Raw genomic sequence first — 13,507 nt, 5'->3', positions numbered from 1 at the left:
CCGGCCTCCCCTGAGAATATCCGGGCACTATTGCCGCAATTTCTAAACGATTTGCTGCGGGATTTGGGCACCCTCTGCCTCCAGGGAGGTTAGGACCGCGCAAACCGGCTATAATGTCCGGCAGTCACGGAGTGTCCCCATGCCGCTCGATCCGCTCGCAAAGCGTTTGTTGACCATGTTGGCGGCGGCTGCGCCGCAGGCGCGGAGCCGGCCCAGCGTGGAGGCGCGACGGCAATCGCTGGCAAAGCTGATGCAGTTCGCGCGCGCCGAGGCGCCGGATGTGACGACCTCGGACGGCATGCTGACCGGTGCGGGCGGCGAGCTGCCCTATCGCCTCTACACGCCGGCAAGCGCTGGGGAGCTCGCACCGGGCTTCGTGTTCTTCCATGGCGGCGGCCTCGTCGCCGGCAGTATTGCCACGCATGACCGCATCGCGGCGGCGCTGGCGCATGCCACCGGCTGCCGCCTGGTCTCGGTCGACTATCGGCTCGCACCCGAGCACAAATTTCCCGCTGCCGTGGACGATGCGATCGCCGCGACCGAATGGGTCGCGCGCGAGGCGCGCTCCCTGGGCATCGACGCCGAACGGCTGGTTGTCGGCGGCGATTCCGCCGGCGCCACATTGGCGGCGATCGTGTGCCAGCAGGCTTTGCAAAACGCCGGCCTCTCCATCGTGGCGCAATGCCTGATCTGCCCGGTGCTGGATTTCGAGGAGACCTCGCCCTCGCGCGAGGCCTTTGCGGAGGGCCACCTGATCGATCGTGCCACGATCGAAGCCGATCTTTCCGACTATCTGCCTGACGGCATCGACACCGCCCATCCGCGTGTCTCTCCGTTGCGCGCGACACGGCTCTCGGGCCTGCCGCCCGCGATCATCCACACTGCCGAGTACGACCCGATGCGCGACGAGGGCAATGCCTATGCCCGCAAGCTGCTCGCCGCGGGCGTCGCCGTCGAGCATGTCTGCCACGACGGCATGGTCCACAATTTCCACGCCATGGGCGCGATCTTGCCACAGGCTCAGCTCGTGCTGTCGCAGATCGGCGAGCAGGTGCGCAGGGCGGTGAAGAGGGAAGAAAGCAGCGTCATGCCCTCGAGCCAATGACCGCGCGCGCTGCCGCGACATACTCCGGCCAGTGCGCGTCCGCATAGCGTTCGGCCTGCCGCGCGCAGATAATATCGGGGGCATGCGCGGCCGCAATCGTGCGCGCAAAGCGTTCTTCGGCTACGGTCACGTCGCCGGGTTCTGCCGATGGTGCAGCGGCGGCAGCAGCGGTGGGAGCAACGGCGAGCCCCGCCATTCCGGCGAGCAGGATGCGGCGTGACGTGTTCATGGCTGTCGTCCTCCATTGTTCGGCCTGCACTGTGGCTGGCGAGTGTGTCGGTGCGATCACGGCAGGGTAACCGCACACGTCCATGCCGTCCATCGCTTGCGAAGAGCGCTTGACCGCACGAGCGATCACGTTCCATCTAGCACCGGTTTCGCCGTCAAATCGCCATGCGCCGGATCGTCACGTGCCCCTTCGCAGCCAATCTCGTCGTTCGGTTTTGCGCGTTACCGCGACGGGACTGCTTTGTCTGGCGATCTCGGCCGGCGGAGCCTTCGCGGCCGACGATGAGGACGACGAGCCCGCAAAGCCACGTGTCCCGAACATCTACCTCGATTTGCGCACAATCTATGCGAGGACCCCGGCGGGCGCGCTCGGGCTCGGCTTCGGCAACACCTCGGTATCGGCCGCGCTCGAAGCCCTGGCGGTGCGTGGAGGCGCAACGCTGCCAAACGGCTCGCCGGCGGCAAAATCCATCGCCGTCGACCTGCCGCTGACCGTCGACGTCAGCGACCGCGTCTCGCTTTATGGCGGCGTGTCGGGCTCGACCATTGACGTCGGCGGCGGCTGGTCGGCGTTCGACATCACGAGCTGGAACATCGGCGTGCAGGCCGATCTCTACCAGCAGAACGGCGGGAAGATCCCGACCATCAGGCTGCAGTCGACCCTGACGCAGTCGGTGCCGAACGAGCAGGGCATGACGAATTCCTTGAACAACATCCTGGAATTCGACTACGCGCTCGACGAGGACGAGACACGGGGCTGGCTGGCCGGCATGCAATACACCAAGACCAGCATCGCCAGCCCGTTCGCCAGCATCGGAACGAACACGATCCTCTATGCCGGCGGTTATTATCAATGGCCAAGCAACTGGAAGTTCACCGGGCGCGTCGGCATGCAGTCTTTCGGCGGCGCGCAGCTCGGGGGGCGGACGCTGGCGGCGTCCTTCACCCAGCCGACCCTGCGCCTCGACCTCGATCGCATGGACGACAACGATAACCGCCTGTTCGGCATCACCGCACAGATCGCGTGGATGCCGAAACCGGCCTACCAGCTGACGCTGCGAACGCCCCTTTACGCCGTGCGCAATTAGCCAGCTCGCTAGTCCGGCACCGGCACGTCAAAGGTGTTGAGCGTGACCGAGACCATACAGTAGACGCCGACGAGATAGGACAGCTCGGCGGCGCCGTGCTCGCCGAATTCCTTCACCGCCGCGCGCCAGGTCAGCTCCGGCAGTACGCCGCCGCCGACCAGTGCCGATGCCATATCGTAGGCGACCGCCTCCTGCTTGGTGAGGTCCACCGGTCGCTGCCCGGCGACGATGGTCGCGAGCTTCTCGTCGGAGAGGCCACGCTGCTCGGCAACGAGCACGTGGGCATAGAGCTCGTAACCGGACCGGAAATGCGAGCCGGTGACGAGGATCGCGACCTCGCGGACGGCAGCGGGCAGCAACGGGTTCGACGCGATCGCTTTGACCAGCTCCCATACCGGCTTGCCGAAGCGCGGCTCGCGGATCCAGGGATTCCAGGGCCCGAGCAGCGCGCCGTCGTCGCGCATGTTCACAAAACCCTTGAAATGATCCTTGATGCCGGCTCGCATGTCGTCATAGAGCGGCTTCTGTTCGGCACTCAGGTCTTTCGGATCGAGAATGGGAAGTCGCACGGCAGGATCTCCTCGTTGAGAGGACGCAACCGTCACCTGCAGCCGCGCGCAAGGCAAGTGAAGTTGCCGTGACGGGCCGTGCCATTTCGTAAATCGCACGAAGATGTCAGCTACGGACCTTTGGGCCCTATGCGCTCTCCGGATTGACGACGTCGTCGACATCGAGTCTCAAGGGCTCACCTGTCGCGAGTAACGACGACAATGTCGCCTCGAACGGTGCCGGATCGAGACCGCGCGCTTTCAGCCATCCCGACTCGTAATAGGTCTGTCGGTAGCGCTCGCCGGAATCGCAGATCAGCGTCACCAGCGACCCCGTGACGTTCGCCTGGCGCATCTCCGAGGCGAGCCGGCACAGCGCCAGGAAATTGGTGCCGGTGGAGCCGCCGACCGGGCGGCGCAGCCGGCGCGCCAACACGTTCATCGCGGCGATCGTCGCCGCATCCGGGATCTTCATCATGCGATCGACCACGCCCGGCACGAAGGAAGGTTCGCAGCGCGGCCGGCCGACGCCCTCGATCAGCGACGGCCGATCGCAGACATGGGATCGGTCCTGGGAGCGGAAGCAGTCGAAGAAGGCGGAGTGCTCGACATCGGCAACGCACAGCCGCGTCGGATACTGGCGATAGCGCAGATAGCGTCCGATAGTGGCCGAGGTGCCGCCGGTGCCGGCGCCCATCACGATCCAGTCCGGCAGCGGGCGCGGCTCGCCCTGCAATTGCGTGAAGATCGATTCGGCGATGTTGTTGTTGCCGCGCCAGTCGGTGGCGCGTTCGGCAAAGGTGAACTGGTCCATGTAATGGCCGTTCAGACGGGCTGCGAGCGCCGCAGCCTCCGCATAGAGCGCGCGGCCGTCGTCGATCAGGTGGCAGTTGCCGCCATAATGCTCGATCGCGGCGATCTTCTCCGCCGAGGTCGTGCGCGGCATAACGGCATAGAAGGGTACGCCGATCATCTGCGCGAAATAGGCTTCCGACACCGCGGTCGATCCCGACGAGGCCTCGACGACGGACGTACCTTCGCGGATATGGCCGTTGCACAGCGCGTAGAGGAATAGCGAGCGCGCCAGCCGATGCTTCAGGCTGCCGGTCGGATGCGTGGATTCATCCTTCAGGTAGATATCGATGCCGGACAGTGCCGGCACGATCAGCCGAATCAGATGCGTGTCGGCGGTGCGGCACTGGTCGGCCTCGATCGCGGCCACGGCCTCGTCGACCCAGCCGCGCCGATAGGCCGGCCCGGCCGGATTGTGCTGGCGGAACGGGAATGTCTGCATTGCGCGAATCTCTCATGATGCCGATCGTGCATCAAGTGTGAGGCTCAAAACTCCAGCGGCGCGTTGTCGACGACCTCCTTCATCACGAAGAAGGTGCGGGTCTGGCGCACGCCGGGCAGCGCGATGAGCTGCTCGCCGTGGATGCGGTTGAAATCCTCCATGTCACCGACCCGGATCTTGAGGAAATAGTCGAAGTCGCCTGCGACGAGGTGGCAGTCGAGCACGAATTTCAACTTCGCAATCGCCTGCTCGAAGGTGGCAAAGCTCTCCGGCGTCGAGCGGTCGAGCACGACGCCGACCATCACCAGCGTGCCCTTTGCCACCTTTTTCGGCGCGACCATGGCGCGCACCGCGGCGATGAAGCCGTCCTCGAACAGGCGCTGGGTGCGGCGGTGGCATGTGGCGGGGCTGATCGCGACTGATGCGGCCAGCTCGGCGTTGCTCAGCCGCCCGTTATTTTGCAGCAATCTCAATATCTTGAGGTCGATACGGTCGAGCCGCCCGGACATGGAAGAATCTTTCACTTGGAGATGCATCGGCGGAAGAAGTCTTAGCTGAAGTCGCATCTTCCGCAAGATCACGTGCAATATGGGCGCAAAATTCGAGAGCACCTTTTTGCGCCGCAATGCTAGCCACGTTGCAGACACCAACGCCAACGGGGATGATCCATGAACCTGGAAAAATTCGCGCGCTATCCGCTGACCTTCGGTCCGACGCCCATCGAGAAGCTGGAGCGGCTGTCAAAACATCTCGGCGGCCACGTCGAGGTCTATGCCAAGCGCGAGGACTGCAATTCCGGCCTCGCCTATGGCGGCAACAAGCTGCGCAAGCTCGAATACATCGTCCCCGACGCGATCGCCTCCAACGCCGACACGCTGGTGTCGATCGGCGGCGTGCAGTCCAACCACACCCGCATGATCGCCGCCGTCGCCGCCAAGCTCGGCATGAAGTGCCGCCTGGTGCAGGAAGCCTGGGTGCCGCACGAGGACGCAGTGTACGACCGCGTCGGCAACATCATGCTCTCGCGCATCATGGGCGCCGACGTGCGCCTGGTCGATGACGGCTTCGACATCGGCATCCGCAAGAGCTGGGAGCAGGCGATCGAGGAGGTGAAGGCCGCTGGCGGCAAGCCTTACGCCATTCCGGCCGGCGCCTCCGTGCACAAGTTCGGCGGGCTCGGCTATGTCGGCTTCGCCGAGGAGGTGCGCAAGCAGGAGAAAGAGCTCGGCTTCAAGTTCGACTATATCGTGGTCTGCACCGTCACCGGCTCGACCCATGCGGGCATGCTGGTCGGCTTCGCCGCCGACGGCCGCGCCCGCAAGGTAATCGGCATCGATGCGTCCTTCACGCCCGCGCAGACCAAGGCGCAGGTGCTCGAGATCGCGCAGAACACCGCCAAGCTGGTCGAGCTCGGCAAGGAGCTCGTCGCCGACGATGTCGTGCTGATCGAGGACTACGCCTATCCGGCCTACGGCGTGCCGTCGGAAGAGACCAAGGAGGCGATCCGTCTCACCGCGCGTCTCGAAGGCATGATCACCGACCCCGTCTACGAGGGCAAGTCGATGCAAGGCCTGATCGATCTTGCGAAGAAGGGCTATTTCGAGAAGGGCGCGAAGATTCTCTACGCCCATCTCGGCGGCGCGCCGGCGCTGAACGGATATGCGTATGCGTTCCGTAACGGGTGAGTGAAGCTGGCTCTCGCGCCTCATTAACTGCTGTCGTCCCCGGCAAGCGTCAGCGCAGACCCGGGACCCCCGCGCGAGCGCCTGCGCTCGTCGCGACCACATGACCGCGTTTGGCGAAGACTCGTGCTTGGCAGCTTGCCCCAGCCACATCGGCCTGTGGTTACGGATCCCGGATCTGCGCGCTTTGGCGCGCTTGTCCGGGATGACAATTGAGTTGGCGGCTACCTCGTCCTGACGATCTGCAGCAGCTCGTCGCCGTAATGCTCGAGCTTCTTGTCGCCGATGCCCGGCACGTTGCGCAGCTCGTCCAGCGTGGTCGGCCAGGCCCGGACGATGCCGTCGATGGTGGCATCGTGGAGTACGACGTAGGCCGGCACGCCGCGCTGGCGCGCGACCTCAGAACGCCAGGCACGCAGGCGCGCGCGCAGCTCGGGATCGACGTCGCCTTGCGGCGCGCTGGCCGCGGGCGCGAGATCGCCGCGACGGGACTTGGCGCGGCTCGACCGGATGCGGGTGCCCGGCGCCTCCTCGCGCAGCCACACGTCCGTTTCGCCGCGCAGCACGCCGCGCGAGGACTCCGTCAGCTTGAGCGCGCCGTAAGCTTCGCTGTCGCTTCGCAGATGTCCCATCGCCACCAATTGCCGCAGCACCGTGCGCCATTGCTTTTCGTTGAGCTCGCGGCCGATGCCGAACACCGACAGCTTGTCGTGACCGAACTGCGTCACCTTCTCGGTCAGGCGCCCCATCAGCACGTCGATCAAATGCATCGCACCAAAGCGCTGTCCGGTGCGGTAGACGCAGGACAGCAGCTTCTGCGCCAGCACCTTGCCGTCGCGCATCTTGGGCGCCGTCAGGCAATTGTCGCAATTTCCGCAGCTCTCGCCCATCACGATCTCGCCGAAATAGGCGAGCAGCCGCCGTCGGCGGCAGTGCGGCGTTTCGGCAAGACCGACCAGTGCATCGAGCTTGCCGATCGAGACCCGCTTGAACTCGTCGGAGGCGTTGGACTCGTCGATCATGCGACGCTGCTGCACGATGTCCGACAGCCCGTAGGCCATCCAGGCCGTCGATGGCTTGCCGTCACGGCCGGCGCGCCCCGTCTCCTGGTAATAGGCCTCGATGCTCTTGGGCAGATCCAGATGGGCGACGAAGCGCACGTCGGGCTTGTCGATGCCCATGCCGAACGCGACGGTCGCGACGATGACGATGCCGTCCTCGTTGAGAAAGCGGTCCTGGTTGCGCGAGCGCAACGACCCATCGAGCCCGGCGTGATAGGGCAGCGCCGCAATACCGGCGTCCTGAAGCGCGGCAGCGACCTCCTCGACCCGGTTGCGCGAGAGGCAATAGACCACGCCGGCATCGCCCATGTGGCGCTCGCGGATGAATTCCTTCAGCTGCGATACCGAATTGCGCTTGTCGACGATCTCGTAGCGGATGTTGGGCCGGTCGAAGCTCGAGACGAATTGCGGCGCGTCCGAGAGCTGAAGCCGCGCGACGATCTCCTTGCGGGTCAGCTCGTCGGCGGTCGCGGTCAACGCGATGCGCGGCACGTCGGGAAAGCGCTCGGCGATGATGGAAAGGCCGACATATTCGGGCCGGAAATCATGGCCCCATTGCGAGACGCAATGCGCCTCGTCGATCGCAAACAGCGCCACCTTCGCCTGCGCCAGCAGCGACAGGCAGCGGGGCGTCACCAGGCGTTCCGGCGCGACATAGAGCAGGTCGAGGTCGCCCGCGAGCAGGCGCCGCTCGATGTCGGACGCCTCCTGCGGCGTCAGCGACGAGTTCAGCGCGGCGGCGTTGACGCCGGCCTCGATCAGGCCGGCGACCTGGTCGCGCATCAGGGCGATCAAGGGCGACACCACGATGCCGCAGCCTTCACGCAGCAAGGACGGAAGCTGGTAGCACAGCGACTTGCCACCGCCGGTCGGCATCAAAACCAGGCAGTTGCCGCCGTCCGTGACGTGCTGGATGATCTCGCCCTGCGCGCCGCGGAAACCCGGCAGGCCGAACACCGAATGCAGCACCGACAGCGCATCGCGCCCATTGGCCGGCGCAGGCAGCGGAGCGGTGGAGGGAGCGGACATGGCGGAGCAGATCAGGCCGTGAGATTCGTCACAAGGCCAGTCGCATGCTGGCGTCGGCGTGGCAAGACCGTTTGCGGGGCGAGTGCGCCCCTTCCCCTCTCCCCCTGCGGCCTTGCGGGGAGAGGGTGGCTCGCCGCATAGTGGCGAGACGGGGGAGGGGTCTCCATCCACGAATTCGATTTTGCGGAGGCATACCCCTCATCCGGCGCTTCGCGCCACCTTCTCCCGCAAAGGGGGAGAAGGGAAAAAGACGCTACGCCCCGATCCGTCGCAGCGCTTCTGCGACGGTCACGATCGGCATGTTGCGCTTGCCGGCGGCCTCCAGCGCATGACGCATCAAATGTGGCGTGCAGCCATAGGGGCTCGGCCTAGTGGTGACGTCGTGGCCGTACAAGATCAGCCAGCCGCCGCTTGCGACTGCCTCGTCGAAATAGCGATCGATGCCCGCCTTGTCGATCTCGCAATCGACCAAAGGCGAGGCGCGCAGGAACTGGAGATCGATGACGCCGCTGTTGACGCCGGGAAGGATGCCACGCGCGGAGCGAAAGGCTTTTGCGAGTTGCGGCTTGCGCCAGACCGAGGCGATCCCATAGGGATAGGCGAAGTTCTCCAGCGTGATCGAAGCATCGATGCCGCGGAAATGACTGCGGTTCCGCTCGATCTCGCGAGCCATCGCGGCTTCGCCGAGAGTGGCCGAGCTCTGATGCGAGAAGGTGTGGCAGGCAATCTCGTGTCCAACGCGGTGAAGCCGCACGATCGCGTCATTCGACAGGCCATGCCAATGATCCGAGGGGCGATCGATCAGACTGCCGGCGAGGTAATAGGTGCCGCGGCCGCCATGCTGCTCCAAAAGCTCGGCGCCCTCGCCTGCGGCGCTGTCGGGGGCATCGTCGAAGGTGAAGCTCACCATCGGCACATGCACGGGCAGCCGGTGCGGCGCGGCCCGAAAATGCCGGGCCAGCCGATTGTTCACGCGTCCCTGGAGTGCCGACCACACGCTTGCGTTTCCCGTGGTGTCCTGTTTCTCTACTGAAACATTCGTGCGCAGGTTGAGGCAAGCCTAACGCACGGGTAATCCTAACGCGGAATCAAGACCGCTTCGGCTAGCGCGCCGCCACCGCCGCATCGGCGTCCGCGCCGAGATAGCGCAACCAGTTGCGGAAGAGCACCGCCGCGGCGTTGCCGGCGTCGATATCGGCGCGCAAGCTCAGCCCAGGCAGCTCGTTGGTGAGCGCCGGATGGCGCTCGTGTGTCGCCTTCTTCTCGAACCGAGCCAGCTTCTCTTCGGTCGCTGCGTCAAAGTAACTCACCGGCAGGCGCGGATAGTTGTCGCGCTCCCGCGCGAGATAGCGGCCGATGTCGCGCAGATATTCGCGCTGGAGCGACAGCGCGTCATACTCCGGGTGGCCCTGGAAGAACACGAAGCGGCTGGCATATTGACGAACGAAGACGTCGACGCCGGCTTCGGCCGAGCGTGTCAGCACCTGATAGCCGGCCTCAGCGAGATCGCTCTCGGCGATTTCGTTCAGACGTGAATGCGAGACCTTGAGCGGCGAAGGCGCCGCATGGGTCAGCGAATCGCTCATCACGACGTCGCAATCGAAAATGCCGTGGCATTTGGCCGGCAGCCGCCGCCGCTCAATGCCGTCGAGATGCAGCACCGCGGCATGCGCGGCAAGGCACGACCAGATCGTCGATCGCGTGTTGGTCTTGGCCCAGTCGATCAGGCTCGTGAGGTCGCGCCAGTATGGCTCCTGGTCGAGCTCGGGCGCGATCGGCTCGGCGCCGGTCACGATCAGCCCATCGAGTTTTCCACGCTCGAGATCGGATAGGTCGGAATACTCGCTCTCGACATGCCACCTCGCTTCGGGCGAGCGCTTCACGCTGGGAAGCGAGAAGCAGTGGAAGCGGATACGGCGCGCACCTGCTGCGGCCTGGAGCAGCTTCATGAACTGCCGCTCGGTCGCCTTCAGTGCCGCATCCGGCATGTTGTTGACGAGACCGATGGTGAGTTCGGTGCCGGCTTCGCGCGCGAGATGGTGCGCGGCGGGCACCAGCGCCGGGCCCGCAATGAATTGATCGCTATCGATCAAGATCGTCATGGGCGGCGGCGCCTACTCCGCGGCCTCGAGGCGCGCCGATGGGCAGGCTTTTTCCAGCGCCTGGTCGACGTCCTCGATGATGTCAGAGACATGCTCGATACCGATCGACAGACGGATGGTCTCCGGCAGCACGCCGGCAACGCGCTGCTGCTCCGCCGACATCTGCCGGTGCGTGGTCGAAGCCGGATGGCAGGCGAGCGACTTGGCATCGCCGATATTGACGAGCCGCGTAATCAGCTTCAGCGCATCGTAGAAGGTCTTGCCGGCCTCCATGCCGCCTTTGATGCCGAAGGTGAACAGCGATGAGGCGTTGCCATTCAAGTACTTCTGCACCAGCGGATAATAGGGGCTGTCCGGGAAGCCGGTGTAATTGACCCAGGCCACGCGCGGGTCGTCGCGCAAAAATTCGGCGACCTTGCGGGCGTTCTCGACATGGCGCTCCATGCGCAGCGCGACAGTCTCGATACCCTGGAGCAGCAGGAAGGCGTTGAACGGCGACAACACCGAACCCATGGTGCGCTGGTAGACGCTGCGCGCGCGCTCGATATAGGCGGTGCGGCCGAACCGCTCGGCATAGACGAGGCCGTGATAGGACGCGTCGGGCTTGTTGTAGGCCGGAAAACGATTGGCGTATTTCGCCCACGGGAAGTTTCCGGAATCGACGATGGCGCCGCCGAGCGTGGTGCCGTGACCGCCCAGGAACTTGGTCAGCGAATGCACGGCGATGTCGGCGCCGTAGTCGAACGGCTTGAGCAGGATCGGGGTTGCGACGGTGTTGTCGACGATCAGCGGCACGCCATGCGCGTGGGCGATCTTCGCCAGCGCCTCGATGTCGCAGACATTGCCGGCGGGATTGCCGATGGTCTCCGCGAACACGGCCCGGGTGTTTTCGTCGATCAGCTTCTCGATCGCCTCCGGCTTGTCGCTCTCGGCGAAACGGCCGGTAATGCCCTGGCGCGGCAGGATGTGCGAGAGCAGCGTGTGCGTGGTGCCGTAGAGCTGCGGCACTGAAACAATGTTGCCGCCGTGATCGGCGACGTTGACGAAGGCAAAATGCAGCGCAGCCTGCCCGGTCGCGACCGCAAGCGCGCCGACGCCGCCTTCGAGTTGGGCGATGCGCTTCTCCAGCACCGCGCTGGTCGGATTGGCGATGCGGCTGTAGCGAAAGCCCTCAGTCTCGAGATTGAACAGGGCCGCGCCGTGATCGGCACTGTCGAAGGCGTATGCCGCGGTCTGGTAGATCGGCACGGCCACGGCGTGCGTCGTGGCTTCGGGCTCGTAGCCGGCGTGAATAGCGATCGTCTCGTTGCGCATCGTGCCACCTCCGCGTGGAGCGGGCCGCACTTATTGGCCTACAATGAGGCGTGTGCGTTATCCGCCGTCCCTCTGTTAGAGGCGGGTGGTAAAGCGGACAATAATTCGCCTAGAGATCGAGGAAGTAACCCTAATGCTTGCTCGCGAATTGGCCGGAAATCCGGTTAAATTCAATTAACTGACCTTGCCGTGTCTCGCGCGGTGTCGTCTCGCCCTGCGCGGCCGAGCTCCCCTCCCCCATGGGCAGGGTTATCGCATTTGCACATTTGGCGGAGGTCGTCATGCCCTGGCTTGTCCCGGGCATCCATGTCTTTGTGCTGCATGGAAAGGCGTGGTTGGCCGGGACAAGCCCGGCCATGACCCTGGACAGACAGTCGGTGCTCAACAGCGCACACCGCGGGAAAGGGGAATGCATCTCCAACGCGGCGGCGCTTGCTTAGGCTTACGCCATCGTCTCCCACAGCCGATGTGCCAGCACGCCGACGCGCTTCTCGATCGCGGCCGCGGCATCGAGTGCGAGATCCTCGCGATAGCGCCCTGCAATCAGCTGCACACCGATCGGCTTGCCCTCGTGGAGCGCCACCGGCACCACTGCGCCGGGCAGACCCAGCACGTTGATGGCGGAGATGAAGCGGATCTCGCCCCAGAAGATCTCGCGCACGCGCTCGGCGCTGACGGCATCCTCGCGCGGGCCCGGCGTCGGCTTCACCGTGGTCGGCGCCAGCACCACCGGATAGTCCTCGAAGAACAATTGCCAGGCGCGGACGTGGCCGTTGCGCGCGGCAGTGGCGCGCATCCAGGCCGGCAGATCGAGCACGTTGGCCTTGGCTTTCATGCCGCCCCAGGCCTTGTGAAAATCTTCGGACGCGACCTTCAGCATGGAGGCTTCCTGCATCACCACGGTCTCGTTGGTGATGATGTCGCACCAGGTCTGCCAGACACCGTTGATGTCTGGCACCTCGACCTCGCTGACGCGATAGCCGGACCGTTCAAGATGGTCCGCGGCCTGGCGCAGCGCCGCGGCGACAGACGGATCGACGTCCATGTCCTCTGGGATCTTTGCCAGCGCGACCTTGATCGGTCCCTTCGGCTTCTCGCCGACCAGTGGTGCCGGCACCCACCAGGGATCGCGCGGATCGCGCTGGCTCATCACCTCCAGCGCAAGGCGAACGTCGGCGACGTGGCGTGCGAGCGGCCCCTGCGCCGACATTAGATGCGCCAGCATCGGCCGCTCCGCCGTTGCGCTGGCGTTGAAGGCGGGGATGCGGCCCTGCGTCGGCTTGATGGTGGCAACGCCGTTGCAATGCGCCGGCCAGCGCAGCGAGCCACCGATATCGTTGCCATGGGCGATGGTGCCGATGCCCGCCGCGACTGCCGAACCCGCGCCGCCCGAGGAGCCGCCGCAGGTGATATCGGGATCCCAGGGGTTGAGCGTCAGCCCGTGCAGGGGATTGTCGGTAAAGCCGCGAAAGGAGAATTCGGGCGTATTGGTCAGCCCGATGACGATCGCGCCGGCCTTCTTCAGGTTGCGCACGACAGGCGCATCGGAGGGCGCAACCAGGTTCTTGTTGGCGGGCACGCCGTTGAAGTTCGGCCGGCCCTGGTAGTCGACGTTTTCCTTGATGGTGACAGGCACGCCGTGCAGGAGGCCGAGCTCGCCGCCTCTGGCGCGCTGCTTGTCGGCCGCATGGGCCGCGGCAAGTGCTTCCTTGGAGAGATCGACGACGACGGCGTTCAGCCGCGGATTGACGGAGCGCATCCGTTCGAGATGGGATTCGACCGCCTCGACCGCGGAGATGGCGCCGGAGCGGATCGCGGCGGCGGTCTCGACTGCCGACCATTGCCAGGGCGCCCCCTTGGGGCGGCGTGGTGCGGCGGCCTTCGCCCGAGGCGCCTTCCTGGCCGGCTTCGCGACCACGCTCTTGCGGCTGGAGCTCGCCTTGCTCGGGGTCTTCACTTCTTTCTCCAAGACACTTTTCTTCTTGGTCTTCTTGGTCACCGTCTTCTTCGCCACGCCAGCATCTCCTTCAATTGCGCGGCGGAGGTTACGGACGAC

At 65.2% G+C, this 13,507-nt stretch carries 12 protein-coding genes; 3 read left to right on the top strand and 9 right to left on the bottom strand.

Annotation, left to right across the window (positions count from 1 at the left end; all coding sequences use genetic code 11):
* Nucleotides 1–139 precede the first annotated feature (139 nt).
* Nucleotides 140–1,105: an alpha/beta hydrolase gene (locus tag EAV90_RS20010; RefSeq protein ID WP_129144445.1), complete on the top strand. Its 966-nt coding sequence runs from the start codon at nt 140–142 to the stop codon at nt 1,103–1,105.
* Here EAV90_RS20010 and EAV90_RS20005 read toward each other — a convergent pair.
* Entirely contained in the window at nt 1,086–1,334 is a 249-nt protein-coding gene (locus EAV90_RS20005) for a hypothetical protein (RefSeq protein WP_129144444.1), read from the bottom strand. The two genes, EAV90_RS20010 and EAV90_RS20005, sit on opposite strands and share 20 nt — an antisense overlap.
* 214 nt (nt 1,335–1,548) lie before the next feature.
* Here EAV90_RS20005 and EAV90_RS20000 point away from each other — a divergent pair, with 214 nt between their 5' ends.
* Nucleotides 1,549–2,421: a hypothetical protein gene (locus EAV90_RS20000; protein ID WP_122400519.1), complete on the top strand. Its 873-nt coding sequence runs from the start codon at nt 1,549–1,551 to the stop codon at nt 2,419–2,421.
* A gap of 8 nt (nt 2,422–2,429) precedes the next feature.
* On the opposite strand, the gene EAV90_RS19995 is transcribed toward EAV90_RS20000, so the two are convergent.
* From EAV90_RS19995 to EAV90_RS19985, 3 genes are all read right to left on the bottom strand, one after another.
* On the bottom strand, nt 2,430–2,990 hold the full coding sequence (locus EAV90_RS19995) for a carboxymuconolactone decarboxylase family protein (protein ID WP_162500076.1): 561 nt from the start codon (nt 2,988–2,990) through the stop codon (nt 2,430–2,432).
* A 127-nt stretch (nt 2,991–3,117) separates the two neighbouring features.
* Nucleotides 3,118–4,263, bottom strand: a complete 1,146-nt coding sequence (locus EAV90_RS19990) for a PLP-dependent cysteine synthase family protein (RefSeq protein ID WP_129144443.1) — start codon at nt 4,261–4,263, stop codon at nt 3,118–3,120.
* Nucleotides 4,264–4,307: 44 nt separating this feature from the next.
* Entirely contained in the window at nt 4,308–4,772 is a 465-nt protein-coding gene (locus tag EAV90_RS19985; protein ID WP_129144442.1) for an Lrp/AsnC family transcriptional regulator, read from the bottom strand.
* Between the two features lie 159 nt (nt 4,773–4,931).
* On the opposite strand from EAV90_RS19985, the gene EAV90_RS19980 reads away from it, so the two are divergent.
* A complete protein-coding gene (locus EAV90_RS19980) occupies nt 4,932–5,948 on the top strand; it encodes a 1-aminocyclopropane-1-carboxylate deaminase (protein WP_122400516.1) in 1,017 nt (338 codons plus the stop codon).
* Nucleotides 5,949–6,169: 221 nt separating this feature from the next.
* Here the strand turns inward: EAV90_RS19980 and recQ are convergent, their stop codons facing one another.
* The 5 genes from recQ to EAV90_RS19955 all read right to left on the bottom strand — a co-directional run bounded on the left by recQ (nt 6,170) and on the right by EAV90_RS19955 (nt 13,465).
* Nucleotides 6,170–8,035, bottom strand: a complete 1,866-nt coding sequence (gene recQ / locus EAV90_RS19975) for a DNA helicase RecQ (protein ID WP_129144441.1) — start codon at nt 8,033–8,035, stop codon at nt 6,170–6,172.
* Between the two features lie 253 nt (nt 8,036–8,288).
* Complete coding sequence (locus EAV90_RS19970; RefSeq protein WP_129144440.1) at nt 8,289–9,032, bottom strand: polysaccharide deacetylase family protein; 744 nt, start codon at nt 9,030–9,032, stop codon at nt 8,289–8,291.
* A gap of 106 nt (nt 9,033–9,138) precedes the next feature.
* A complete protein-coding gene (metA, locus tag EAV90_RS19965; protein ID WP_129144439.1) occupies nt 9,139–10,137 on the bottom strand; it encodes a homoserine O-succinyltransferase MetA in 999 nt (332 codons plus the stop codon).
* 12 nt (nt 10,138–10,149) lie between these two features.
* Complete coding sequence (locus tag EAV90_RS19960; protein WP_122400512.1) at nt 10,150–11,451, bottom strand: O-acetylhomoserine aminocarboxypropyltransferase/cysteine synthase family protein; 1,302 nt, start codon at nt 11,449–11,451, stop codon at nt 10,150–10,152.
* A gap of 442 nt (nt 11,452–11,893) precedes the next feature.
* Nucleotides 11,894–13,465, bottom strand: coding sequence for an amidase family protein (locus EAV90_RS19955; protein WP_129144438.1), 1,572 nt, complete (start codon nt 13,463–13,465; stop codon nt 11,894–11,896).
* Between the last annotated feature and the right edge of the window lie 42 nt (nt 13,466–13,507).

Source organism: Bradyrhizobium vignae, from assembly GCF_004114425.1.
GTDB lineage: Bacteria > Pseudomonadota > Alphaproteobacteria > Rhizobiales > Xanthobacteraceae > Bradyrhizobium > Bradyrhizobium vignae.
Note: the sequence above shows the minus strand (reverse complement) of the source record. Positions and strands in the feature narration are given on the sequence as shown.

Excerpts from the sequence above, each read along its gene's own strand:
- EAV90_RS20010 (WP_129144445.1), top strand. The coding sequence starts at position 140 with ATGCCGCTCGATCCGCTCGCAAAGCGTTTGTTGACCATGTTGGCGGCG.
- EAV90_RS20005 (WP_129144444.1), bottom strand. The coding sequence starts at position 1,334 with ATGAACACGTCACGCCGCATCCTGCTCGCCGGAATGGCGGGGCTCGCC.
- EAV90_RS19990 (WP_129144443.1), bottom strand. The coding sequence starts at position 4,263 with ATGCAGACATTCCCGTTCCGCCAGCACAATCCGGCCGGGCCGGCCTAT.
- EAV90_RS19985 (WP_129144442.1), bottom strand. The coding sequence starts at position 4,772 with ATGTCCGGGCGGCTCGACCGTATCGACCTCAAGATATTGAGATTGCTG.
- EAV90_RS19980 (WP_122400516.1), top strand. The coding sequence starts at position 4,932 with ATGAACCTGGAAAAATTCGCGCGCTATCCGCTGACCTTCGGTCCGACG.
- recQ (WP_129144441.1), bottom strand. The coding sequence starts at position 8,035 with ATGTCCGCTCCCTCCACCGCTCCGCTGCCTGCGCCGGCCAATGGGCGC.
- metA (WP_129144439.1), bottom strand. The coding sequence starts at position 10,137 with ATGACGATCTTGATCGATAGCGATCAATTCATTGCGGGCCCGGCGCTG.
- EAV90_RS19960 (WP_122400512.1), bottom strand. The coding sequence starts at position 11,451 with ATGCGCAACGAGACGATCGCTATTCACGCCGGCTACGAGCCCGAAGCC.